Origin of the sequence: Chengkuizengella sediminis (genome assembly GCF_010078385.1) — a bacterium.
Taxonomy (GTDB): Bacteria; Bacillota; Bacilli; order Paenibacillales; family KCTC-33759; genus Chengkuizengella; species Chengkuizengella sediminis.
In genome coordinates this window covers 32,973-57,742 of sequence record NZ_SIJC01000009.1, presented here as the reverse complement: position 1 = coordinate 57,742, position 24,770 = coordinate 32,973, and the positions used below count along the sequence as shown (strand labels likewise).

30 protein-coding genes, 1 tRNA gene and 1 pseudogene are annotated in these 24,770 nt (G+C 33.9%); 11 read left to right on the top strand and 21 right to left on the bottom strand.

Annotation, left to right across the window (positions count from 1 at the left end):
* Positions 1–145 precede the first annotated feature (145 nt).
* A complete protein-coding gene (locus EPK97_RS16500; RefSeq protein WP_162037725.1) occupies positions 146–487 on the bottom strand; it encodes a YolD-like family protein in 342 nt (113 codons plus the stop codon).
* 148 nt (positions 488–635) lie between these two features.
* Between EPK97_RS16500 and EPK97_RS16495 the strand changes: the two genes are divergently transcribed.
* Positions 636–1,145 (top strand): hypothetical protein, encoded by a 510-nt coding sequence (locus EPK97_RS16495; RefSeq protein WP_162037724.1) that lies wholly within the window; start codon positions 636–638, stop codon positions 1,143–1,145.
* Between the two features lie 87 nt (positions 1,146–1,232).
* On the opposite strand, the gene EPK97_RS16490 is transcribed toward EPK97_RS16495, so the two are convergent.
* The 4 genes and pseudogenes from EPK97_RS16490 to EPK97_RS21985 all read right to left on the bottom strand — a co-directional run.
* Positions 1,233–1,472 carry a hypothetical protein gene (locus tag EPK97_RS16490; protein WP_162037723.1) on the bottom strand — a complete coding sequence of 80 codons (240 nt, stop codon included), beginning with the start codon at positions 1,470–1,472 and terminating at the stop codon, positions 1,233–1,235.
* A 7-nt stretch (positions 1,473–1,479) separates the two neighbouring features.
* On the bottom strand, positions 1,480–2,040 hold the full coding sequence (locus tag EPK97_RS22445; RefSeq protein ID WP_338075728.1) for an N-acetylmuramoyl-L-alanine amidase: 561 nt from the start codon (positions 2,038–2,040) through the stop codon (positions 1,480–1,482).
* Between the two features lie 112 nt (positions 2,041–2,152).
* Positions 2,153–2,464, bottom strand: coding sequence for a hypothetical protein (locus tag EPK97_RS16480; RefSeq protein WP_162037722.1), 312 nt, complete (start codon positions 2,462–2,464; stop codon positions 2,153–2,155).
* 25 nt (positions 2,465–2,489) lie between these two features.
* Positions 2,490–2,603, bottom strand: a pseudogene (locus EPK97_RS21985) (BhlA/UviB family holin-like peptide); the annotation flags it as partial.
* A 330-nt stretch (positions 2,604–2,933) separates the two neighbouring features.
* Here EPK97_RS21985 and EPK97_RS16470 point away from each other — a divergent pair.
* The 4 genes from EPK97_RS16470 to EPK97_RS21975 all read left to right on the top strand — a co-directional run bounded on the left by EPK97_RS16470 (position 2,934) and on the right by EPK97_RS21975 (position 4,747).
* On the top strand, positions 2,934–3,281 hold the full coding sequence (locus EPK97_RS16470) for a helix-turn-helix domain-containing protein (protein ID WP_162037720.1): 348 nt from the start codon (positions 2,934–2,936) through the stop codon (positions 3,279–3,281).
* A 21-nt stretch (positions 3,282–3,302) separates the two neighbouring features.
* A complete protein-coding gene (locus EPK97_RS22625) occupies positions 3,303–3,506 on the top strand; it encodes a LexA family protein (RefSeq protein WP_420826804.1) in 204 nt (67 codons plus the stop codon).
* Between the two features lie 24 nt (positions 3,507–3,530).
* Positions 3,531–4,001 (top strand): N-terminal phage integrase SAM-like domain-containing protein, encoded by a 471-nt coding sequence (locus tag EPK97_RS21980; protein WP_240903857.1) that lies wholly within the window; start codon positions 3,531–3,533, stop codon positions 3,999–4,001.
* A 125-nt stretch (positions 4,002–4,126) separates the two neighbouring features.
* Positions 4,127–4,747 carry a site-specific integrase gene (locus EPK97_RS21975; RefSeq protein WP_240903856.1) on the top strand — a complete coding sequence of 207 codons (621 nt, stop codon included), beginning with the start codon at positions 4,127–4,129 and terminating at the stop codon, positions 4,745–4,747.
* Between the two features lie 100 nt (positions 4,748–4,847).
* Here EPK97_RS21975 and EPK97_RS16460 read toward each other — a convergent pair.
* Together EPK97_RS16460 and nrdR are read right to left on the bottom strand one after the other, a co-directional pair.
* Positions 4,848–4,923: transfer RNA gene (locus EPK97_RS16460), tRNA-Ala, on the bottom strand.
* A 123-nt stretch (positions 4,924–5,046) separates the two neighbouring features.
* Positions 5,047–5,526, bottom strand: coding sequence for a transcriptional regulator NrdR (nrdR, locus tag EPK97_RS16455; RefSeq protein WP_162037719.1), 480 nt, complete (start codon positions 5,524–5,526; stop codon positions 5,047–5,049).
* Positions 5,527–5,718: 192 nt separating this feature from the next.
* Here nrdR and EPK97_RS16450 point away from each other — a divergent pair, with 192 nt between their 5' ends.
* Complete coding sequence (locus EPK97_RS16450; protein ID WP_162037718.1) at positions 5,719–5,949, top strand: alpha/beta-type small acid-soluble spore protein; 231 nt, start codon at positions 5,719–5,721, stop codon at positions 5,947–5,949.
* Positions 5,950–6,003: 54 nt separating this feature from the next.
* Here the strand turns inward: EPK97_RS16450 and EPK97_RS16445 are convergent, their stop codons facing one another.
* From EPK97_RS16445 to polA, 5 genes are all read right to left on the bottom strand, one after another.
* Positions 6,004–6,621, bottom strand: a complete 618-nt coding sequence (locus tag EPK97_RS16445) for a lytic transglycosylase domain-containing protein (RefSeq protein ID WP_162037717.1) — start codon at positions 6,619–6,621, stop codon at positions 6,004–6,006.
* The gene (coaE, locus tag EPK97_RS16440) at positions 6,618–7,214 is read right to left on the bottom strand and encodes a dephospho-CoA kinase (RefSeq protein ID WP_162037716.1); all 597 of its coding nucleotides are present in this window, start codon (positions 7,212–7,214) and stop codon (positions 6,618–6,620) included. Before coaE ends, EPK97_RS16445 begins: the two co-directional genes overlap by 4 nt.
* 135 nt (positions 7,215–7,349) lie before the next feature.
* Positions 7,350–8,009 (bottom strand): sporulation membrane protein YtaF, encoded by a 660-nt coding sequence (ytaF, locus tag EPK97_RS16435; RefSeq protein ID WP_162037715.1) that lies wholly within the window; start codon positions 8,007–8,009, stop codon positions 7,350–7,352.
* Between the two features lie 54 nt (positions 8,010–8,063).
* Positions 8,064–8,894 (bottom strand): DNA-formamidopyrimidine glycosylase, encoded by an 831-nt coding sequence (gene mutM, locus EPK97_RS16430; protein WP_162037845.1) that lies wholly within the window; start codon positions 8,892–8,894, stop codon positions 8,064–8,066.
* A 47-nt stretch (positions 8,895–8,941) separates the two neighbouring features.
* Positions 8,942–11,590 (bottom strand): DNA polymerase I, encoded by a 2,649-nt coding sequence (gene polA / locus EPK97_RS16425; protein WP_162037714.1) that lies wholly within the window; start codon positions 11,588–11,590, stop codon positions 8,942–8,944.
* Positions 11,591–11,661: 71 nt separating this feature from the next.
* Between polA and EPK97_RS16420 the strand changes: the two genes are divergently transcribed.
* Complete coding sequence (locus EPK97_RS16420; RefSeq protein ID WP_162037713.1) at positions 11,662–12,402, top strand: HAD family hydrolase; 741 nt, start codon at positions 11,662–11,664, stop codon at positions 12,400–12,402.
* 192 nt (positions 12,403–12,594) lie between these two features.
* On the opposite strand, the gene phoU is transcribed toward EPK97_RS16420, so the two are convergent.
* The 5 genes from phoU to EPK97_RS16395 all read right to left on the bottom strand — a co-directional run bounded on the left by phoU (position 12,595) and on the right by EPK97_RS16395 (position 17,014).
* Entirely contained in the window at positions 12,595–13,254 is a 660-nt protein-coding gene (gene phoU, locus EPK97_RS16415) for a phosphate signaling complex protein PhoU (RefSeq protein ID WP_162037712.1), read from the bottom strand.
* A gap of 53 nt (positions 13,255–13,307) precedes the next feature.
* Positions 13,308–14,060 carry a phosphate ABC transporter ATP-binding protein PstB gene (gene pstB, locus EPK97_RS16410; RefSeq protein ID WP_162037711.1) on the bottom strand — a complete coding sequence of 251 codons (753 nt, stop codon included), beginning with the start codon at positions 14,058–14,060 and terminating at the stop codon, positions 13,308–13,310.
* A gap of 12 nt (positions 14,061–14,072) precedes the next feature.
* Entirely contained in the window at positions 14,073–14,942 is an 870-nt protein-coding gene (gene pstA / locus EPK97_RS16405) for a phosphate ABC transporter permease PstA (protein ID WP_162037710.1), read from the bottom strand.
* A complete protein-coding gene (gene pstC, locus EPK97_RS16400) occupies positions 14,939–15,871 on the bottom strand; it encodes a phosphate ABC transporter permease subunit PstC (protein ID WP_205690281.1) in 933 nt (310 codons plus the stop codon). Before pstC ends, pstA begins: the two co-directional genes overlap by 4 nt.
* Before the next feature lie 153 nt (positions 15,872–16,024).
* Complete coding sequence (locus EPK97_RS16395; protein WP_240903855.1) at positions 16,025–17,014, bottom strand: PstS family phosphate ABC transporter substrate-binding protein; 990 nt, start codon at positions 17,012–17,014, stop codon at positions 16,025–16,027.
* A gap of 515 nt (positions 17,015–17,529) precedes the next feature.
* Between EPK97_RS16395 and EPK97_RS16390 the strand changes: the two genes are divergently transcribed.
* From EPK97_RS16390 to cydS, 3 genes are read left to right on the top strand one after another with little or no spacing between them, the layout of a single operon-like run.
* A complete protein-coding gene (locus EPK97_RS16390; RefSeq protein WP_162037709.1) occupies positions 17,530–18,876 on the top strand; it encodes a cytochrome ubiquinol oxidase subunit I in 1,347 nt (448 codons plus the stop codon).
* Complete coding sequence (locus EPK97_RS16385) at positions 18,873–19,898, top strand: cytochrome d ubiquinol oxidase subunit II (protein ID WP_162037708.1); 1,026 nt, start codon at positions 18,873–18,875, stop codon at positions 19,896–19,898. Before EPK97_RS16390 ends, EPK97_RS16385 begins: the two co-directional genes overlap by 4 nt.
* Positions 19,899–19,937: 39 nt before the next feature.
* Positions 19,938–20,063, top strand: coding sequence for a cytochrome bd oxidase small subunit CydS family protein (cydS, locus tag EPK97_RS22250; RefSeq protein WP_276609513.1), 126 nt, complete (start codon positions 19,938–19,940; stop codon positions 20,061–20,063).
* Between the two features lie 44 nt (positions 20,064–20,107).
* On the opposite strand, the gene EPK97_RS16380 is transcribed toward cydS, so the two are convergent.
* The 3 genes from EPK97_RS16380 to EPK97_RS16370 all read right to left on the bottom strand — a co-directional run bounded on the left by EPK97_RS16380 (position 20,108) and on the right by EPK97_RS16370 (position 22,904).
* The gene (locus EPK97_RS16380; RefSeq protein ID WP_162037842.1) at positions 20,108–20,731 is read right to left on the bottom strand and encodes an HD domain-containing protein; all 624 of its coding nucleotides are present in this window, start codon (positions 20,729–20,731) and stop codon (positions 20,108–20,110) included.
* Between the two features lie 20 nt (positions 20,732–20,751).
* On the bottom strand, positions 20,752–21,720 hold the full coding sequence (locus EPK97_RS16375) for a sugar phosphate isomerase/epimerase family protein (protein WP_162037707.1): 969 nt from the start codon (positions 21,718–21,720) through the stop codon (positions 20,752–20,754).
* A gap of 101 nt (positions 21,721–21,821) precedes the next feature.
* The gene (locus EPK97_RS16370) at positions 21,822–22,904 is read right to left on the bottom strand and encodes a Gfo/Idh/MocA family protein (protein ID WP_162037706.1); all 1,083 of its coding nucleotides are present in this window, start codon (positions 22,902–22,904) and stop codon (positions 21,822–21,824) included.
* Between the two features lie 198 nt (positions 22,905–23,102).
* Between EPK97_RS16370 and EPK97_RS16365 the strand changes: the two genes are divergently transcribed.
* Complete coding sequence (locus EPK97_RS16365; protein ID WP_162037705.1) at positions 23,103–23,972, top strand: helix-turn-helix domain-containing protein; 870 nt, start codon at positions 23,103–23,105, stop codon at positions 23,970–23,972.
* 1 nt (position 23,973) lies between these two features.
* On the opposite strand, the gene EPK97_RS16360 is transcribed toward EPK97_RS16365, so the two are convergent.
* Positions 23,974–24,690 (bottom strand): response regulator transcription factor, encoded by a 717-nt coding sequence (locus tag EPK97_RS16360; RefSeq protein ID WP_162037704.1) that lies wholly within the window; start codon positions 24,688–24,690, stop codon positions 23,974–23,976.
* Positions 24,691–24,770: the final 80 nt, after the last annotated feature.

Sequence of the window (24,770 nt, the reverse complement as noted above, 5' to 3'; positions counted from 1 at the left end):
AATTTATATTCAGAGAATAATGAATTGACAATTAATGTAGAGATATAATAAAAGATAAATAAAAAAATGGGCTATTAAAAAGTAGATTTTCCTACTGAAGATAGTCCTTCATTTTTTTCATTATATTTATATAAATGAAGTAATATCACGAAACACCTACAATGTCATCAAACTTGATCCATTCATATTCATCCTCATTTTGTAGTTTTATTTGACTTAATTGAGTGTCAAATTTAGAGATAATTCCAGTTTTTAACTCATTCTGACCAAAAGCTCTGAACAACTCAATTGTAACTTCTAATTTACTTAACATGGAATCTGATAATTGCTGAGATATAATATTTACCTCTTCTTCCGCAAGTTCAGGTTTATTTTTTCTGTCTCTCTCATATTGATAATCATTTATGCGTTCTTTATGTTCAGGTAGTATCATTCTGCTTGCTTCCCACATCATATTTGAACCAGGTGTTAGTTTATTCTCTTTCATTTTATTCACCTCTTATAGAACATCTGTTCTTATTATATAAGAGGTACGAGAGAATATGCAAGAGCACAATTATATTGTATAGTACACGCGTCCAATCATCGCAATACCAAATTGAATACACTATTAAAAACCGAAAGGACGTGTTAATATGGGCGTATTCGATAAACCCAAATGTGACTGTTGTGTTTGTCCGATGCAGTGTGCTTTAGAGCAGTTGGTCGAATCGCAAACACAAATAAATGTCATAGTCACTACACGTGGTGCTATAACTATCTTCCTCGGGACTTTTACGTTAACAGAAGTTAAAGATTTTATTGCAACGACGAGTCTGGAAATAGACATCGCAATCTGTCAAATCATTACAGTCGGTTTTCAAACTCTTCCAACTGATTTTAAGTTAAAGCCCGTTCGAAAGGACGTCGTTGGAGAATGCGCATGTTGTGAGGATCCAATGACGAATTTATTAAAATCTAAGATTGGACAGCAAATATCTATACCTTCCGGTGGAGGACCTAGCGGCATTATATCAGCAGGTGTAAAGGATGTTGGAGAAGGCATTGTTTTATTGGAAAATATAAATATGGGCGGCGGCATGCCAATAACACCTTTTGGTATAACTTCTACATGCTTGTTAGACGCCATAGGACCTCCTAGTTAGTTTACCATTCAACTGCACACACCAACTACCTAATACAAGCCAGTGTGGATTCTCCCCACCAGCTACCTAAAGCCAGTGGGAATTGGATTACTTCTGTACTATATTCTTTGCACCACTCCATAATCCACTAGCAGCAAGTCCCATAACAATACCAACTAATATAGCTTGCTTTGGATCACCAGGTGCGACATAAAAAATACCACTTGCTACCCCTAAAGCTAGAGATAAAACTGGTTGATACTTAGCACTTAACCCTATTTGTTTTGCTAACTGAACTAAAGCGACTATAATCGGTACGATTGCAATATCATAAACTTGAAAATCCATATTAACTTTACCCTTTCAATCTAGTTAATATAACCGCTAACTGCTCACGTGTGACTGGCTCTGTTGGTCTGAATGTATCATCTTCAAAACCTATCATTAATCCTTGTTCAGCTATATTTTCTATAGCCGTAACAGCCCAATAGTTATTAGGTACGTCTTTGAATTTTGTTTTTCCTTGATTACTCATTTCTACATCACTCCTAAACTTATTCATATCTATTACAGGACAAGACTTCCAACTATATCCTGGATACTCAGAATGTCCTTTAATCTGTGTAACATTTGGAAGTTGCCTTTTTAAATAATCTACTAACCATAATGATGATTGATATTGATTTTTAGTAGGTAATTGTTTTCTAAAGTCACCAACCATGCATATTCCTAAAGCATGTTTGTTAGAATTCCCAACATGATAGGAAAGTACATCGTGGTCCCAACACCAATAGATTCTACCGTCATGATCAATGACGTAAGTGTAGGCAATCCCTGGCCAATTGTTATTACCTACATGATACCTTGCAAAAGCTTCAGCACTTCCAGTGAGGGTTAGCGAATGATGAATCCCGATGGATCGAATATCTTCTAATCTACGTTTTTTATATTTCTTTATCTTATGTTCTGGTAGTTTTCCTCTTAGATCAGTTATTAGGATCTATCACGTTTTCACTTCCTTTCTAAATTCACTGAAATAAATAGAAGATCACCGCACCAATCGTGGCAGTGATCACATATTTAAAAAGCTCCATCCACCCTTGACGTTCTTTAAGATTGTTTGCGGTGGAGTTTGATAAAGCATTGAATAATTTTGTTTCTAAACTATCTAACTTTTGCAGGATCTGATTTACATAAGCTTTTGTTCCTTCTTGATGTGCGTATAAGTGCCTTATATCTTCCTCATGTCTTTCATCATTAATTTCCAATTTGTCGAGACGACGTTTAATTTCTACTTGCTCAGTATCCAAACGATTGACTTGTCTCTTAATCTCTTCCAATCTTCCTACCCCCTAAAAAAGGTATAAATAAGTAACCAACTCGTTCCTTTCCATTTTTCATCACATATATAAGTAACCATACAAAAAGGACTGCAAAGGGTCCTTGTGTTAAAAAATATTGAATGATATTTAATTCCAATCTATCCACCCTCCTTAACATTAAAGAACCCTGCAGTTAAAATAAGCAGGGATTTTTTACTATATAACTTTATCTATTCATAGTTGATAAAATACTTTTGATTGTAATACTGATGGGAACTATTCAATATTTATATAAAAATTAAAGTACTAAAAAAATAACTATTTGTCACAGTTGGTAGACTATGCTAGCCGTTAACTACGTAAACGTAAAATAGCTACCTATCAGAACATGGCTTCTGGTTGTATAAAGTTAGATCTGGGCTCTGCTACCCTTCCGAATAAGCCATAAGAACCCGTTCTTGAACCAACTATAATGATAACTAAAAGAATGAATAGTATTGATCCAGACAGCCTATTGAACATTTATAAATCTACTAACACTTTTAGTAAATTCAACAACAGCGAAGAAGAATTAGACAAACTAAAAAATATACGAGAATCAAGAGGTATTTCAATAACACAAATGGCTGAGAAACTTGAAATGACCGAGGAAGATTATAAAAAATTTGAACAATTTGGCGGTATACAGTCTGATAAAGAAGCGATAAAGAAAGTAAATGTTTTATACAAAAATACAATTAAAGAACTAGATATATACAAAGTAGCTGAAAGTCTCGCTGAGTATAATTCTCAAAATGAATTGTATATCGAAAATGATGATATGTCTGGAGGATAGAATTATGAAAGTGACACCGCTATAATTTCTATGCAAAATGAAATTACAGAAAATGACATTGCTTTAGTTTCTATAAATAACGAACAAGTAGTATTAAGACGTGTTAAGCAAATAGGTGAAACTTACATGCTTATACCTTCAAATTCTCAGATACAACCTGAACTTGTACCATGTGAAGATGTAAAAATTATTGGGAAAGTTGTTGAAGTTAAATTTAAACTATAAAAAAATATTGAGGAGGTTTATATAATGGCATCTATTGAAAAACGAGGAAAAAATTCATTTCGTCTTGTAGTTGAAGCTGGATATGGTGCTAACAATAAGCGCATTAAAAAAAGCAAGACAATCCGTATAGAAGATGAATCGCTACTAAGAACAACTAAGAAAATTAGAGACTATCTAAATGAAGAATTAGTTAAATTCAAAATTGAAGTTGAAGCTGGTGAATATATAGCACCAGAAAAAATGCTGTTTGAATCTTTTGTAAGAGAATGGAAAGAAAAATATGCTACTAAGCATTTAGAACCGACAACAATAAATACTTATGAGAGGCATTTAAAAAACCACATTATACCTGAATTTGGACACATGAAATTAAATCAAATAAAGCCAATGCACATTCTTACTTTTCTAGATAAACTTGCTCAACCTGGAATGCGTAAAGATAACAAAAAGGTTGGACTTTCTGGAACAAGTAGGAGATATATACACATCGAATAATAAAAGATATTTTAGAACGGGCTGTTGAGTGGAAAATAATTGAATATAATCCTGTTTCGGAAGTAAAACATCCAAAAATAGATACTAAAGAAAAAGATGTTTTCTTCGAGGATGAGCTAGTCTTAATGTTTGAAAAACTTGAACAAGAACCTTTAAAATGGAAAGTGTTTGTAGAACTAGCAACAACGACCGGCATGAGAAGAGGTGAGATACTGGCTCTAGATATTAATAAACACATACACATAGATAAAGATGAAAAGTCAGCTCACATCGAAGTGAATGAATCATTGACATACGTTGATGGAAAACCACTTTTTAAGAGTCCTAAAACAAAGAAATCACAAAGAAAAATAGCTTTGACTCCAGAATTAATTCCTCTTATTAAAAAATTATCAACCGAGGTAAAAAAACTAAAATTTAAACTAGGTAACAAATGGATAGGAGGAAACAGAATGCTTCTATTTTGTAGAGACAACGGGTTCCCGATGTATCATACTTCACCTACTCAATGGTTCAATAGATTCTTAAAACGTCATGGTTTGAATAATAAAAGAATATCTATACATAGTTTACGCCATTCTTCTGCAACTTATTTATTAGCTAGGGGAAAATCTTTAAAAGAAATTCAAGAACGATTAGGGCACGCCGATATTCGCACTAGAGCAAACCTTTATACCCATTTCGTGGAAGAACTTGATAAAGAAGCTGCTCAAGCTTTTAGTAAACTAAAAAGAATACAAAAATAATTCGTCCCCAATCCATATGAACAAGTAAATATAATACTTTAAAAATGAAAAAATACATTAAAAAAACCCTTTAAAATCAAAGGATTCCGCGATTCATATATGGTGGAGCCAAGGGGGATCGAACCCCTGACCTCTACGCTGCCAGCGTAGCGCTCTCCCAGCTGAGCTATGGCCCCGTAATTCAACTCCACTAATTATAGCTTTATGATCTAGTTTCTGCAAGTAAAACTGTAGTTAAATTACTATCAATTGAAGGTGACAAAAAAATGAACAACTAGCAAAATAATCGTGTTTTCCACTTATTCATTTTTATCGATATGTAAAGGGCTTTTATGTAGGAGATGATTTAATTCCTTCATAAACATATTGATATCTTTAAATTGTCTATATACTGATGCAAAACGAACATAAGCAACTTCATCCACTGGATGTAATTGTTCCATGACTGATTCTCCAATTTCTATACTTTTTACCTCTGTATGAGCTGTATTCCTCAACTCCTGCTCTACCTCAGATACAATCTTTTCTAAACGCTCGACGGAAACAGGTCTTTTTTCACATGCTCGTATAAGACCTCTTAGTATCTTATCCCTCATAAACTCTTCCCTGCTACCATCTTTTTTAATGACAATTAAAGGAGTTTCTTCAACCATTTCAAACGTAGTAAACCTTTTATGGCATTTCTCACATTCTCTACGACGTCTAATTGATTTGTTTTCATTCGCTGGTCTTGAATCCAATACTTTTGCCCCATCATTATCACAATATGGACATCTCATAAACTTTTCCCCTATCTAATTTTATTTTTGTATTCTACAAATTTAATCGTGAAAAGCCCATTATAGCGCCAATCATTTAATTATGTTAGACAATAAAAATGTTTCTCCTTATAATTGGTATACGTTTCCTGTTATGAATATAAGATAATCGTCACATAATAGAACTACCAACGACAAGGAGGTGATATGATCATGGCACAGGGACAAAGCCGTTCAAATAACGCACTTGTTGTACCTCAAGCAAATGCAGCTTTAGATCAACTGAAGTATGAAGTTGCTCAAGAATTAGGAATTGCGATTCCTCAGGATGGTTACTATGGTAACATGGCTACTCGTGATACTGGTTCTATTGGTGGTAACATAACTCGTCGTTTAGTCCAAATTGCTGAACAGCAATTAGCAGGACAAGGAAACTATCAATAATTAAATCTTAATATGAATAAGGTGTCAAACTGTTACTGAAACAGTTTGGCACTTTTACTTTTCTTGTATATCTTCAAAATTCAATGAAGAACCATAAATTTTTTTATACTTTTCATAATAATATAATGTTCTTGTAACATAATGTCTTGTTTCACCAAAAGGTATTTGTTCAATATTATTTAAGCTACCGTCCCATCTTTGTTCATTTAACCATTTTTTCACATTCCCTGGTCCAGCATTATATGCAGCACATAATAAAGAAATTTGATCTTTAATAGGTTTATCAATTAAATAAGGTTTGAATTCAACATATAAAGCATTTAAATACCATACGCCCATTTGAATATTAACACGAACATCCAACATCTTGTCCTTACTAAGATTTGGTGAACGTGCCATTTGAATAATCCATTCTGCTGTTTCAGGCATAATTTGCATGACACCCATTGCATTTTTTGTGGAGACTAAATCTGATTTATAATTACTCTCTACTCGTATAATGGCTGCCACAAATAATGGATCAATATTATACTCCTTTGATACATCCTGTATCTCTTCTTTATATTTTATAGGATAAATTAATTTACCTAACCAGTTTGTATTATAAAATAAAATGCCAATACATAATAAAAATAAAATGAGAAAATAACGCTTTTTTCGAATGATAATCATTTCATAAATATATCCTCCATAAATTTTTCCACTTCAATTTCTGTATGCTGCATACTTTTACTATTATCAATAATAAAATCAGCAAGCTTTTTTTTAGATTCAATAGGCATTTGAGCTTCCATTCTTTTTTTTGCTTCCTCTAAACTAAGCTGATTCCGCTTCATTAATCGCTCCAATTGAATGGACTCTGGTACATACACTAATACAACTGAAGAAAAAAGCTCCTGAAGATTCGATTCAAATAATAACGGTATATCTACAACAACTAAACGCTCTGGATCTTCCAATTCAAACTGAGCCATTCTCTCTTTCATTAGTGAACGAATTTGAGGATGTAACAAGCCTTCAAGATCTTTACGAGCGGAAGCATCATTAAAAATGATTTCACCTAATTTAGCACGATTTAAAGATCCATCTTCTAACAAAATATCTTGTCCAAAATGTTGCGCAACTTCTTGCAAAACAGGGTGACCAGGGAGAACGACTTCCCTGGCAATCACGTCCGCATCTATTAATCTGGCTCCACGTTGCACAAGCATATTTGATACTGTACTTTTTCCTGTAGCTATGCCACCTGTTAATCCTACATTCATGGTTTATTCACCTTTTATAATAATTTAATATATGCTCCAAATTAGGACCAGCACTTCCTGTAATAGTTTTGTGTTCAGGGCCCCGCAAAAGTAATAGGATCAATCTACAAAGCTTCACATCACTTTTGTGGGTACCTAAAGTAGTTTTATTAGTCCCATTACTATTAGTATAATACCAGGCAGCACAGTAAGTCTACGAATCCATCTCGTTTCAGAAAAAAAATATCCAGTACGTAATCCTAATAAAATAAAACATCCAGATGAAAATGCTATCACTATAGATGTTAACAATGGGGAAAAACCAATCAGTGCAGCTCCGATTCCCGCTCCAAAAGCATCTAAAGATAAAGCAATACCTAAAAATGATGCTTCACTTGCTGAAATAACTCCTGAACGATCTACATCCGCTTTTACAGGTTTTTTTAAAATATCAATAACTAACCCAATTCTCTTTAATTCAATGTGAACGATTGTTTTTTTCTCATCGGAAACAACGGCGATAGGCTCCCTTTCATTATCATTCTTTCGCTGGATTTTCATTTGGATAATGGCCCAAATCCCTATGGATACAAGGATAAGGGAACCAATTATTTTTGCAAGAAAAGGAGGCAAAAACTTTAACAACAAAACACCCATTTGCATTGAAATAAAAATAATGGCACCAGAGCATATCGCTATAATAATAATGGAGATCAACGGAATTTTTATTTTTCTTAAACCATACATTATGCCTACTCCAAAACCATCTAAGCTAACTGCTAATGCAAGAATAAACATGGATATAGCAGTAATCATGTAATCATCCCCTCCTCTCACATCATATGGAGAGGAGAAAAAATAGGTGCATGACTAGTTTACAAGCTGACAATTTGGACAAAAGTGTGTGCCTCTGCCTCCAACAACAATTCTTTCTACTAAAGTCCCACAGTTGTAACAGGGCTCTGATTTACGACCATAAATTTTTAATTGTTGTTGAAACATACCCATCTCACCCTGTCCATTAACATAAGATTTGATTGATGAACCACCAGCTTCAACCGCATTTTGTAAGGTAGTAATAATAGCATCATACAGCTTTTTAAGTACTATATCTTTCAACTGATCTACTGTTTGTTCTGGATGAATTCCTGCTAAAAACAGTGCTTCATCTACATAAATATTCCCTAAACCTACTACAACCTCTTGATTTAACAATAATGGTTTAATTTTTGTTTTCCTATATTTAAGTTTCTCTTTAAAAATCTCAAAAGTAAAATTAGATTCAAGCGGTTCTAGCCCAAGCTTGTATAATGGAGGTTTTAAAAACTCTTCCCCTGGTTCAAATAAATGCATCGTACCAAATTGGCGAACATCTTTATAACGTAACTCAGTATCATCTGTAAAATGAAAAGTCACATGGGTATGTTTTTCCACTGGATCACCCTTTTGAAATAATCCATATCGACCTTCCATTCTTAAATGTGATAACAGAACAAGATCATCTAGAATGAAACGCAGAAATTTACCCCTTCGTTCCACTTTCTTAAAGGTTTGATTTTCAAGTAAAGCACAAAACTGTACCACATCATCAGGTCTTTGGATAATTCTTGGCAATTGAACTGTTACATGATCGATTGTTTTATTTAAAATTAATTGACTTAATGTTCTTCTGACTGTTTCTACTTCTGGTAATTCTGGCATCAATGTTTCACCTCCATCGCTAGGTTACATGATTCTGGTCTTTGTCTCTATTTTGCTTCAAACCAATTTTTACCATAGCTCACATCTACTTTAAGAGGTACTTTTAAAGAAATAACTGACTCCATGATTTCTGGAACAAGCTTATTCATCATTTCCAATTCAGCTTCCGGCACTTCAAAAACTAATTCATCATGAACCTGAAGTAACATTTTACTTTTTAAATTCTCTGAATGAATACGTTCTTCAATTCGAATCATAGCAAGTTTTATAATATCTGCATTACTTCCTTGAATAGGGGTATTTAATGCTGTTCTTTCCGCAAATGATCTTAAATTAAAGTTCCTAGAATTGATTTCTGGTAAGTAACGCCTTCGTTGTAGCAAAGTAGTCACATATCCGTCCTGTTTTGCTTGTTGTTTAATACTATCCATAAATTGCTTTACACCTTTAAATACTGCTAAATATTGCTCTATAAATTGTGCCGCTTCTTTACGGGTAATATTAAGATTTTGTGATAATCCATAATCACTAATCCCATAAACAATTCCAAAGTTAACTGCTTTGGCCTGCCTTCTTTTTTCAGCGTCAACCTCTTCTTCTGAAACTCCAAAGACATCCATTGCTGTTTTTGTGTGAATATCCATATTATTTTGAAAAGCTTCAATTAGTCTTTCATCTTCCGAAATATGCGCCAAGATACGTAGTTCAATTTGTGAATAATCCGCAGCCAACATATATGAATTCTCTTGAGAGGGGACAAATACTTTTCTAATTTTACGTCCTTCTTCTAAACGAATTGGAATGTTTTGCAAATTTGGAAATTGACTGCTTAATCTTCCTGTTGCAGCAATCGTTTGTCTAAAATAGGTATGAACCTTTTGTGTTTCTTGACGAACTTCCTTCAGCAACCCTTCAATATAAGTAGATTGAAGTTTGGCTAGTTGACGATATTCTAATATTTTTGACACAACCTCATGTTCGCTCGCAAGCTTATCAAGTACTTCAGCATCCGTAGAATAACCTGTTTTTGTTTTTTTGATAACTGGAAGTTGGAGTTTATCAAATAATACTTCTCCTAATTGCTTTGGCGAATTAATGTTAAATTCAATTCCAGCCATATCATAAATTTGTTTTATAATTTTATCCAGTTTAATTTGGATTTCCTCACCATGTATTTTTAAACCATTGCTGTCAATTTTCACACCTTGAATTTCCATATGTGCTAATACTTCTGCAACTGGTAGTTCCATTTTGTAAAATAATTCAACCAAATCATTTTCTTCTAGGTTCGCTTTCATTAATGGTGTGAGTTTATGTATAAGAGTAACTTTACGACATAAAAATTCACTTAGACTTGTTACCTCTGGGACTCGGAACTTCACTCCTTTTCCATAAAAGCTCTCGTCATTTTTTATTGCAGATAGTCCATATTTTTGTGATAATCCACTAATCGTGTGGTTTTTAGTTTCTGTTGGATCTAACAAATATGCAGTTAAATAAATATCAAAGGAAACTCCTTTTAGCTCTATATCCTGCCAAAACAATGCGACTTTTGTTTTATGATAATCATATACCCACTTCTCATGTTTTTCGTCAGCTAACCATTCTCTTAATCTAGTTCCCTCTTTAGTTTTTAAAAGCTCAAATGGTACATAATAGGACTCTTCATCTGTATATAAAGACAATCCTAAAACTTCTGCTTGATGTGGGTTTTCACCGATGATTTCAAAATGTATGGATTTAAATGTTGATAGCTTGTCTACTAAAGATGATAAATTTTGTTGATCAACGAGTTGAAAATTTATTTCTTCTTGTTCCTCTTCAACATTTAATCCGTCTGATCCATCCATCTTTTCCAAAAGAGACTTAAACTCTAACTTTTGAAACATTGAGGTTACAGCCTCTTGATCAAAACCATCAAATTTTAGTTGCTCTATCGTTTTTTCTAATGGTACTTTTCTAAATATCGTAGCCAATTCTTTGCTCATTTTTGCCTGATCTGCATTCATTTGAATTTTTTCCTTCATTTTCCCTTTTAATTCATCTGAATGTGCTAGTACTTCCTCTACACTGCCATATTGATGAAGCAGCTTTAATGCCGTTTTCTCACCTACACCAGGAACACCTGGAATATTATCTGAAGAATCACCCATTAACCCCTTCATATCAATAATTTGTAGGGGTGTTAGATTATATTTTTCTCTTATTTTCTCAGGATCAAAACGATCCACTTCACTGATTCCTTTCCTAGTTAGTGCAATGGTTACGTTATTTGAAGCGAGCTGAAGTAAATCCTTGTCTCCTGTAACAACAAGGACTTGATTGTTGTTTTCATCCGCTAATTTCGTTATAGTACCAATAATATCATCTGCTTCATAACCTTCGAGTTCAAATTGATCGATTTTAAAAGCTTGAAGTAATTCCTTCATGAGTGGGAACTGCTCGGAAAGCTCTGGAGGTGTCTTAGCTCTACCACCTTTATAATCTTTGTATTCTTTATGTCTAAATGTTACTTTCCCAGCATCAAAAGCAACAAGAAAATGTGTCGGTTTTTCTTCCTCTATTAAACGAAGCAACATCGTTGTCACGCCATAAACTGCATTTGTGTGCATCCCTTTTGAGTTGTTCAATAAAGGTAATGCATAAAAAGCGCGATTTGCGATACTGTTTCCATCAATTAAAATTAACTTATCCATCACGAGCTCTCCTCATTTTTATTACTATCATAGCATAATGTAAAATAAACGGGTAATTAGGGGCGATAAAAATGAATAGATCCTTCTCACCTAAAAATAAGAAAGTAATCTTTTTTGATTTGAATAATACTCTCATTGATCACCACAGGTCTTTTAAGGTTAGTTTTTTAGAAGCTCTAGATGAGTTTACCTCTCGATGGGATCCACAATCAAATAATTGGGAACCAAATAAGGTGTATACAAACTACATGAAAGAACTCAAGATTGCAAAACAAGATAAGAGAAAATACTATTTACCCAGGAACAAGTTGCAGCATCATTGCCTTCAGCAAGCATTAAAACCTTATCCTTTAGATGTTAATTTAAGTTTTTCGGAACATTTTTTTAACACGATACAGGAAAGTAGACCTCAGCACGTTCAATTATTTCCGGATGTATTACAACCCTTAGCAACTTTATCTAATAAATATAAATTAGCCATTATTAGCAATGGGAGAAAAAATGACTATGATCATCTCAATATTAAAGAATTTATTCCTGAAGACCGAGTATTTACCTCTAAAATGTTTGGTCATCATAAACCACACCCAACTATTTTTAAAAATGCACTTAAAAAAATGGATTTTAGTCCTGAACAAAGTGTGATGGTGGGGAACTCTTGGAAAAACGATGTGTGCGGTGCTATAGATATAGGAATGGATGCCATATGGATTGTAAGAAAACCAAGAAAAGGGAGTCGCAGAAGAGCTGACAAAAATGGTGTGACTTATATTCAAAGTTTAAAGCAACTGGTTTCCGTATTTGAAGTATAAGAATACCCAAAAAAGTGAACTTACTCCAAAAAAGCTTAATCCGATTACTTTTTCGGGACCCACAAAACAAAAAAACTTCCACAAAAAGTGATGAATTAACAATGATGAACTATGAACTAACATGTTCACAAAACAAAAAGCATAAAGCAAGTCGTATCATACTTTGCTTCATGCTTTTCTTTCATTTTTAATTTAATTCAAATCTGGTCTTGTTCCTTTTACTAAGTACACGACACTTTCACCAATATTTGTGGCGTGATCTGCCATGCGTTCCAAATATCTGCTTACGAAACATAAATTCAGCACTTGATTTACGTTTTTAGGGTCATCTGCCATGATTACAAATAGTTCTCGTAATATTTCACTATGCAATTGATCAACCTCATCATCCATTTTCGCCATTTTGTAAGACAAGTCAACATTTTCTTCTATATAAGCAGTAATACTATCTTTTGTCATTAGTTGAACTACTTCTGCCATTCTAGGAATATCAACGAGTGGTTTGATAAATTGCTGTTTACCATTTCTAACTGTAATTTTTGCAATATCAACTGCTAGATCAGCCATTCTCTCTAAATCCGCAGCCATTTTAAACGCAGTTAGTATTCTTCTTAAATCTGTTGCGACTGGCTGTTGTGTAGCAATTAAACGTGATCCGATATCGTCTACTTTTTCTTCCATTTTATTCACTTCTTTATCAGAATCAATGACTTTTTTAGCTAATTCTAGATCGCATTCTTTTAGGGAATTTACGGAATCCAATATGGCTTTTTTTACTAAATCCCCCATCTCAATTAATACTTGTCTCAATTGTTGTAACTCAGCATCAAATTGCTGTCGGTTTGCTAACATTAATATCCCTCCCACTTCATATTTTGATTTCCTGAGCCTATTATTCTTATTGTTTATCCAAATCTCCCTGTGATATAATCCTCTGTCTTCTTCTCGGAAGGATTTGAGAACAGCAAAGATGTATTCGAAAACTCAATGACTTCACCATTTAAGAAAAACGCTGTTTGATCTGATACCCTTGCCGCTTGCTGCATATTATGTGTGACGATGATGATTGTGTAGTCTCCTTTAAGCTCTTGAATTAGTTCTTCTATTTTTAATGTTGAGATTGGATCTAAAGCCGAAGTTGGTTCATCCATTAATAAGATTCGAGGATTGATCGCTAATGCACGTGCAATGCACAAACGTTGCTGTTGTCCTCCTGATAATCCGTAAGCAGATTTTTTCAAATCATCTTTTACCTCATCCCAAAGTGCAGCTCCACGTAAACTATTTTCCACTATCTCATCTAACTCTTTTTTATTACGTATTCCATGAATCTTAGGTCCATAAGCAACATTTTCAAAGATAGACTTTGGAAAAGGATTAGGTTGTTGGAACACCATTCCTATTTCTTTTCTCAACAATTCAACATTCACTGTCGGATTATAAATATTACTTCCATTGATGGAAACAGCTCCAGAAATCTTTACTGAATCAATCATATCATTCATACGGTTCAACGTTCGAAGCAGTGTAGATTTACCGCAGCCTGAAGGACCGATAAACGCAGTGATGGACTTTTCATTTATATTCATAGACACATTTTTTAATGCGTGAAATTCTCCATAGTATAAGTCAAGACCTTTTATTTCTACGATTGACATGAACAGTTCCCCCTAATTCTTCTTTTGATACTTATTTCTTAAAAAGATTGCTATTGCGTTCATAGTTAGTAACATGAATAGCAACACAATAATACCTGCCGCTGCAACATGATGAAATTCTTCTTGAGGTAAATTAGCCCAAGTATATATTTGTATGGGCATGACCGTAAACTTGTCAAACACACCACTAGGTAATGTGGTTATATACGCAACTGCTCCCACAACGATAAGGGGTGCCGTTTCACCTACAGCTCTTGAAAATGATAAAATGGAACCTGTTAAAATCCCAGGTAAAGCTGAAGGTAATACCACTCGAATGATCGTTTGCCACCGATTTGCACCTAATGCAAAAGAAGCATTTCTTTGCGTCACTGGAACGGCTTTAATGGCTTCCTGTGATGCAACGATGATGATAGGTAGAATAAGCAACGTCATGGTCAATGAACCTGCAAGTACACTTTTCCCAAATCCAAAAACTCGAACAAAAATGGTTAAACCTAATAATCCATATACAATAGATGGAACTCCTGCCAAATTTGCAATATTTGTTTGAATGAAACGGTTAAACCAATTTTTTTTAGCATATTCCTCTAAATAAATGGCAGTTGAAACACCAATAATAAAACTTAAGGGTGCTGTGATACTCATCATCCAAAGTGTACCAGCAATCGCTGCTTTAATACCGGATCTCTCTGCCTTTCTAGATGCATTATTCGTAAGGAAATCCCAATCTAACCATCCAAGTCCATCAGATAAAATTTGTATTAATAACATTCCAAGTGCAACAATACCAAACAATGTAGAGGATAAAAATAAAACATGAAAAATTGTATTTTTTCTTTTCCGTCTTTTCATTTGTCTCTCAGCATCTAATTGCTTCATTCGTATTCCTCCCTAAACTTTCTAGAGATATACCCTGCAAGGATATTCATAAGCAATGTAATGACAAACAAAGTAATACCAACGGCATATATCGTTCTATATTCAACACTTCCATATGCAGTATCACCTTGGCTTGTTGTTACGATATACGCTGTCATGGTTTGAATACTTTTTAGAAAATCAAAATCCATATTCGGTAAAGCACCAGCGGCTAAAGTAACAATCATCGTTTCACCAATTGCTCTAGAAAGTCCCAATACGAAGGAAGCAACTATACCTGAAAATGCAGCAGGAACTACAACTTTTAATGCTACTTCTAGTTTTGTTGAACCCATTGCGTATGCTGCATAACGTAATGAATTGGGAACTGCATTCATCGCATCTTCGCTTAAAGAAGAAATCATCGGAATAATCATAATACCAACTACAATACCTGCACTAAGTGCATTAAATAAATCCGTCTGAGGTATGACTAATTTAATAATTGGTGTTATAAATGTTAAAGCAAAAAATCCATAAACAATGGTCGGAATTCCTGCTAAAATTTCTAAAATAGGTTTTAAAAAATTTCGGACTTTCTTAGGTGCGTATTCACTCAAGTATATTGCACTTCCAAATCCAATAGGTAAAGCTACTATACTAGCAACTAACGTAATCATAAATGTACCCATAATTAATGGTAAAACACCAAATCTAGGATCTGCAAATAATGGAGTCCATTCGGTACCAAATAAAAATTCAGTGATAGAAACTGCCTGAAAAAATCCTGCTGATTCAGTAATTAGTATGACGATGATTCCAATGGTGGTTAAAACAGAAATACCTGCAATGATAGCTAAAATAATGGGCATCAGACGATCCAATGAATTGAAGCCTTTTTTCCGTTGCATAAAGCTGTTGTGTGTTTTGTCTTGTTTTGATTGCTTCATTGTTGCCATATGCGTTACTTCCCCCTAAATCAAATTTCTTTAAAAAAATATTCATAACCGTGACGTATCCCAATTTTTATTTAAGATACGCCACGGTTTCACAGAAATACAATGATATGATAGATAAATCTTATAAAATATTAATTCAATATATTAAGGAAGAAGATTTAAATTTTCTTCGTACATTTCAGCAGGTAATGCTACATATCCTACTTCTTCAGCTAATGCTTGACCTTCTTCACTCATGTAGAATTTAATGAATTCTTGAATTTCAGGTTGCTCTAAAACACTTTTTACAGGATAGATGTAAATTGGACGAGATAATGGTTTATAAGTTCCGTCTTTGATTGTATCTACAGATGGAGCAACTGCTGCTGCACTTTCATCAACTTTAATAGAAACCGCAGTTAATTTATTTTGATTCTCTATATAGTATGAAAAACCAAAATACCCCATCGCATATTTATCACCAGATACACCCGTTACTAATACGTTATCATCTTCAGATGGTGTATAATTTTTATTAGATTCATTTTTTGTTCCATTAATTGCTCCTGTAAAGTATTCAAATGTTCCTGAAGCAGGACCTGGACCATAAAGTTTAATTGGTTCATTTGGCCACTCAGGGTTTACATCACTCCACTTCGTTACTGTACTATCAACTTCCCAAATTTGTTTTAATTCATCTACTGTCATTTCTGTAGCCCAATCATTTTCCGGGTTAATAACAACTGTGATTCCATCAAATGCAACAGGCATCTCAACAGCTTCTTGTCCAGCTTCTTTAAGAGCATCAACTTCTTTATCCTTAATTTGGCGAGAAGCATCAGTAATTTGAATTTCTCCAGCGATTAAAGCTTTAAAACCATTTGAACTTCCAGATAAGTTAACTGTAACATTTACATCATCGTGTATTGCCATAAACTCTTCAGCTACAGCTTGTGAAATTGGAAATACTGTTGATGATCCATCAAGATTGATTTCTCCAGATAATGCCTTTGTAGTTTCTTCTTGTTCATTAGCTCCTTCAGTAGCTGATGTTTCTGATGTTTCCTCTGATTCAGAACCACATGCTGCTAATGAAAATAACAATACAAATGCTGCTAAAATAATTGACCCCTTGCGTAACATAGAATTAACCAAATCTGACCACTCCTTAAATTTTAAATCGTACTATTATAATTTTGTCTCTCACAATGGATATATTACAAAGAGAATGTTTTCGCTATTTTATTGTTTTGTAAAAGGAATGTAAATTTTAAGATTTTCCTGTAACATCTGTACTTATTTTTGACAAATTTCGTTCATACGTTGATCACAATTATGTGATTTATTTCACATATTATGTCGTACAATATATTTAACCTTCAATATTCATCACATTTATCAATGTTCTGATTGAACATAAAATCTGATGTTATAAAATAAAACTTTCTTGAATAGGGTGAGAACAAATGCACAACAACAAAACAAAAGTAAATAAATCTTATAAACAAGAAAAAAATTTAATTATTCTATGTGTAGTAGTAGCCATTATTATGTCACTATCCATAATTAGACGTTTCTTCTAAGCTTATTCTGCTCATTAATAAAGGAATAGAATAAAATTTAGATTCATCACAAAAGATATACATCGTACTTGTAAGGGAGTGGTTTTATTGTTTTCAACATACGATCCAGTCATTTTTAGTAGACTATTAACTTCTTTAACTTTAGCATTCCATATTATATTTGCCACCATCGGTGTTGGGGTCCCTGTCATGATTGCATTAGCTGAGTGGATAGGGATTAAACGAAATGATTCACATTATTTATTACTTGCTCGTCGATGGGCTAGAGGTTTCACAATTACAGTTGCAGTAGGAGTTGTAACAGGGACTGCTATAGGTTTGCAGCTAAGTTTATTGTGGCCAAAGTTCATGCAAGTAGCTGGGCAATCTATTGCACTACCTTTATTTATGGAAACTTTCGCATTCTTCTTTGAAGCTATCTTTTTAGGTATCTATTTATATACTTGGGATCGTTTCAAAAATAGAATGACACACTTTTATTTACTAATTCCAGTTGTCATCGGTTCATCTGCTTCAGCCTTTTTCATTACAATTGTGAATGCGTTTATGAATGCTCCACAAGGGTTTGATGTTGATGTTTTAACTGGAAAAATTATAAATGTACAACCACTTGTAGCTATGTTTAATCCAGCTACACCTACAAAAGTAGCACACGTTCTTATATCTGCTTATTTAACATCTGCTTTTGTTTTGGCTGGCGTTGCAGCAATATCCATACTGCGAGGAAGAAAACATGTTTATTATAAAAAAGCACTCAAATTAACGATGGTATCTGCTCTTATCTTTTCCATTGGAACAGCGATTATTGGAGATTTATCTGGTAAATATTTAGCTGAATATCAACCTGAAAAATTAGCCGCAGCGGAGTGGCATTTTGAAACAACAGATCAAGCCCCACTCGTTATTGGAGGAATCCTTACAGAGAATAATGAAGTTAAATATGGACTTAAAATACCACTTGCGTTAAGTATATTGGCTCATGGTTCTCCAGATGCTGAAGTTACAGGAATCAATGATCTTCCAAAGGATGAAATTCCTCCTTTATGGATACATTATATGTTTGATTTAATGGCCATCATAGGAGTTACTCTGATGCTCATTGCTTTAACTTACGTAGTTGGACAAAGATTTGGAAGATGGAATGTTCACAACAAGGGTTTATTAAAACTGATTGTTTTGGGTGGACCACTTGCTATGTTGGCCATTGAGTTTGGTTGGATCTTCGCTGAAGTAGGAAGACAACCATGGATTTTGAGAGGTTATATGAAAACAACAGATGCTGCTACAACTTCGGGACATGTAGATATAATGCTTATAGTCTTCGCTTTGTTATATATTGTATTAGGATTTACATGTGTCAAAGTCATTCGAAAAATGTTTAAAAATTATCCTGCTGAAGAAGAAATCGCTTCGAAGGGAGGAGAAGTTAAATGAGTTATGAACTATTAGGAATTATTGTGCTTTGGATTTTCCTTTACGGTTATTTAATTGTCGCTTCTGTTGATTTTGGAGCTGGTTTTTTCAGTTACTACAGTGAAATCACCGGCAATAAACAGTTAATTCAGCCCATGATTGAAAGATACCTTTCTCCTGTATGGGAAGTTACAAATGTATTTCTAATCTTTTTCATGGTGGGATTAATCGGATTCTTTCCAGATACAGCTTACTATTATGGGACATCTTTGCTTATACCAGGAAGTATTGCTGTCATATTATTAGCTATTCGTGGTTCGTATTATGCGTTTAGTACGTATGGTGCAAAAAATAACCGATTTTATTTGTTTTTATATGGGGCGAGTGGTTGGTTGATCCCTGCTGCATTATCTACAGTATTAATTATTTCTGAGGGCGGATTTATTAAGGTCATCAATGGAGATGTACAATTTCAATATATGGAGCTTTTCACAAGCTCTTATGCTTGGACAGTCGTTGGATTAGCTTTAATTAGTGTTTTATACATTTCCTCTATGTTTTTGTCTTATTACGCTTATAAGGCAAAAGACCATAAAGCATTTGAAATTGTTCGTAAGTACGCTCTTGCATGGAGTCTTCCAACTATTGTTGCTAGTTTTCTTGTCTTTTTCTCCATAAGGAATCACAATGTTGAACACTTTGAAAAAATGGTGGATTTATCTTGGATGTTTGTTATTTCCTTCATTTGTTTCATAGTTGCCGTATATTTCGTTTGGAAAAGAAAAAAATTAGGCTGGGCTTTTGTTTTTGTGATGTTCCAATTTGCTTTTGCATTTTTTGGGTATGGAGCTTCCCATCTTCCTTATATTCTATATCCCTATATTAATATTCATGAGCATTTCACGAATCAAACAATGGCTATTGCGCTCGTAACTGTATTTATTCTAGGTTTGTTGTTGCTAGTACCTTCATTATATTTGTTAATGCGTTTATTCTTATTCGATATAAAATATGTGCAAGGAAATAAAAACCCACAAAAGTGAAAGTTATACTTTCCTGACATTTAAGAAAGGATGATAATAATGGATCAATTTTTAATCACATATGCGCCACCACTTGTTGTAGCAGCTTGTTTATTTTTAGGGTTTTGGTGGGGAGCAAAAGGGAATACGGATGTGGAAGAGATGGACAATGAAATATCTAAATAGATACTAAAAAATAAACTGTCAATTTCTAGACAGTTTATTTTTTTCTATTTCTTCCCGTCCCACTCCAGATAAAAACGCTCAACATACTCCTCCATAAACTGATGGCGTTCTTCTGCTATATTCCTAGCTGTTTTCGTATTCATTAAACCCTTCAGCTTAAATAACTTTTCATATAAGTGGTTAATAGGGGTTGCTTGTGTTTTTCGATAATCCGTTTGATTCATGTTCGTTCTTGGTTTAAGATCAGGATCATGCATGATGCTTCCCTTTGCCCCAGAATAAGCAAATGTTCTAGCAATTCCAATCGCCCCAATTGCATCCAAACGATCAGCATCTTGTACGACTTTTCCTTCCAAAGTAGTCATTGGAGGTTGACCTCCCCCCTTAAAGGACATCGTTGAGATGATTTCCATCACATGAGAAATATCATCATCATCAACAGATTGTATATGTAACCAATCCTTCACTTTTTTCAATCCTAATTCTTCGGATTCATTTAGTTTTCCGTCCGCTATATCATGCAACAAAGCAGCCAAGGTGCAGATAAAAATATCGGCACCTTCTTCTTTGGCAATTCTTTTTGCTAGTTCAGTAACTCGATAAATATGCCACCAATCATGCCCACTTGCATCATTTCCCATCATATCTTTTGCATATTGTGATGCCATCTCTATGATGACTTGTTTTTCTACACCCACCACATATCACCTAAAGGTTCTTTTAATAATACTTGCTGTAAATTCATAACAGCTTTACTAAACCCTTCATCAATAGACATTAAACCATCTTCATGTTCAATGCTCACTACATAATCATAACCAACTAAACGTAATGAGCTTATAATATCCGCCCATGTTTTTAGATCATGCCCAAATCCAACTGTTCTAAACTGCCAAGCTCGTTCAAGCATGTTTGCATAGGATTGCATATCCGTTAATCCATAACGATTCACATTATTTTGATCTATCGTTGTATCTTTTGCATGGAAATGATGTATCGCATTATTTTTTCCTAGAATTTTTATAGACTCCACTGGATCTATGCCTTGCCACCACATATGACTTGGATCTAAGTTTGCTCCAATCACTTCACCCACTGCTTCTCTTAATCGAAGCAACGTGGCAGGTGTATGAACTGAAAATCCGCCATGAAGTTCTAAACCAATTTTCACATTCCGCTCATTTGCATATTGCCCTATTTTTTTCCAATAAGGTATGATTTTTTCTTCCCATTGCCATTTCAAAATATCTTGAAAATCATTAGGCCACGGTGCTACTGGCCAATTAGGATATTTCGCACCCTCATGATCACCAGGGCAACCTGAAAATGTATTTACTACTTTAACTTGTAATTTATGAGCTAAATCAATTGTTTTTATTAGATCATCATGATAGCCTTTAGCAATGTCTTTCTGTGGATGAAGTGTATTACCATGAACACTTAGTGCTGAAATTTCAATCCCTCTAGATGAAACAAGTTGTTTAAAATCATTCAATTTTTTTTCGTCTTCAAGTAAAACATCAGGATCACAATGAGCCTTCCCAGGATATCCTCCAGTTCCAATTTCAATTGCTTCAAGCCCTTTTGCTTGAATATAATCTAAGGTTTCTTCAAGAGATTTTTGAGCAAACAATACTGAAAACACACCCAATTTCATATATCTCACTCTCCTTCATTTTTCTATCTCTAACCTCTAAATAGGATGTGACTGCTTCTTTTGCGGTTTCTGCAAGTGGAACGAATAGGAGCAATCACATCCTATTCAAAATAAACAGCTTTCCCTGTTTTTGAAGATTCATAAATCGCTTCTAAAATTTCTGATACAACAAGTGCTTGTTCAGGTTTAACTATAGGTTCTGTATCATGAAGAATATTTTCTATCCACAATCTCATTTCTAAGTCTGCATCACTTTCTACTTTTCCATCATAAAATGCTACTCCACCAACATTCGTTTGGATCTGATTTGTAAATAACTTCCCACGACTTTCTCCATTAATGCGAAGTCCATCCTTCATATCAGCCCCACCTTCAGTTCCAGCAAGTGTACATTTTGCTTCGTCTTCATCTAGTGAATTTAATGCCCAGCTAGATTCTAATATAATTGTTGCTCCATTCTCCATTTTTATCATTCCAAAAGCGGAATCTTCTACTGTAAATTCATTTGGGTCCCAAGGTCCCCATGCATTAGCTGCATTCTCCCTTTTAGATAATTTATGAAAAGCTGTTCCTAATACCACTTTTGGTTTGTAATTATCCATCATCCATAGCGTTAAATCCAATGCATGTGTACCAATATCTATTAATGGACCTCCTCCTTGTTTTTCTTCATCTAAAAATACACCCCAAGTAGGTACCGCGCGTCGACGAATGGCATGAGCTTTGGCAAAATAAATTTCACCTAATTCTCCTTCTCTACAAGTTTGATTCAAATATTGACTATCTGCTCTGAATCGATTCTGATAACTGATTGTAAGCTTTTTATCTGATAATTTAGAAGCCTCATACATTCGTCTAGCATCAGCAGCTGTTTTAGCCATTGGTTTCTCACAATTTACATGTTTACCCGCTTCAAGAGCTGCAATTGCTATATCTGCATGGGAATCATTTGGAGTACAAACGTGAACAACTTCAATGGATGGTTCATTTAATAATTCAATGTAATCAGAAAACACCCTTGCCCCTTCAATACCGTATTCTTTAGCAACTTGTTCAGCATTAGAGATATTAATATCGCAAAAAGCTACTAATTCAACCGTTTCCAATTTGGAGAGTGAAGGTAAATGTTTTCCAGTTGCTATCCCTCCACATCCAATAATCCCAACTTTTACTTTCTTATTCATCCAATTTCCCTCCAATTTAGTAAGGTTCACTTTATTCAATTTTGTGTTATATTATTAAAAGTATGTCTTTTTCATTCCTAAACCTAAACAATTTTCAATTTAGATTCTAACAAAATTATACACAATGAAATGATAAAATAATATTACCATAATAGTTTTACTTTTATGCTATTTTGGGATATTGGAGGTATGAAGTTTATGATAATAAATGAAAAAATATCATTTGAGAACCCTTTATTATCTTTAAAAATATTTCAAAGTAAGAGAGTTAATCATAACATGATTACCTGGCACTATCATAAAGAAATGGAAATATTAGCAGTGTTAAGCGGACAGCTAGAAGTTCATGTTGGAGAAGATGTATATTTGTTGGAATCTGGTGATGTTATCTTAATTGGTTCAAATGAGCTTCACCGAGATCGGATGGTTCAAGAAGGTTTAGAATATATCGTATTACAGTTTGAAATTGAGCAGTATTTCGATTATAGCATTATGCCATATATCAAATATTTTGCAGGAACGAATGATCCGTTAAGTCATCTCAATTATATTTTCAAAAATAATGTACAAGCTAAAAAAGAAGTATTTGAAACTGTATCAGAAATATATCATGAATCTCAAACTAAAAGAACAGGATATGAGATTGCAGTAACTCTTTTTATCCATAAAATTATGTTGGTATTATTGCGAAATGATACAAACAAAACACTCAGTGTTCAACACAATGCAGATTTTCTTCGCCTCAAACCAGTACTAGATTATGTTGATTCTCATTTGATGGAAAAAATCAGCATCGGAACTGCTGCTCAGATCGTAAATATGAGTTATTACCACTTTGTGAAATTTTTTAAAAATACAATTCAAATGACATTTATAGAATACGTCAATTACAAAAAAATAAAAAAAGCAGAGAGAATGTTATTAACCAGAGAAGACAGTATCACACAAATTGGTGAGAGCATCAATATGAATAACATGGCTCATTTTTATAAAATTTTCAAAAAGTATAATCAATGTTCACCTAATGAATTCCGTAAAAAAATGCTGAATTGGAAACCATATGAATAAGTTATATTTTACTGATTTTTTTTACAACTAGTTTATAACCAACACCACGAATAGATTCAATTTTGACTGAATTTTGACCTAATTCAAGCTTTTTACGGAGTGAACTCACATGAACATCAACCGTTCGTTGTCCTCCTATGTAATCAAACCCCCAAACAATGTTCATTAGGTCATCTCTTGTTATCACTTTACCTTGTCTTTCTACCATATGCAGCAATACTTCAAATTCCTTCGGACGTAAAGAAATACTTTCTTCATTTAATAAAACTTCATATTGATCAGGGTATATTTTTAAATCTCCGAGCATAATTACTTTTTCATCAGTTGTCTCATCAGTCTGTATTTCCTCTGATAGAGACCTTCTTAAAACAGCCGATACCCTTGCCAATAATTCAGCTACCCCAAATGGTTTTGTAATATAATCATCCGCACCAAGTTTGAGCCCTTGAACAATTTCATCTTCAGCTGTTTTTGCTGTTAAAAAAATAATGGGGGTTTTCACTTTTTGTTCTCTTAATTTTGTGAGTATCTCAAAGCCATTTAAACCAGGCAACATAATATCTAGGATGATTAAGTCAAAATATTGCTGAAGTGCATGTTGTAATCCAACTCTTCCATCCTCTGCAACCTTCGTTTCATATCCTGCTTGAGAGAGATTATAGGATAATAATCTGGATAATGTAGGTTCGTCTTCAATGACTAATACTTTTTTTGACATGCTAATTGTCCCCCTGGTTATTTTTAGTGCGTATTTGAACAACCTCTACTAATTATATTAGTTTATCATCCAATTATTAA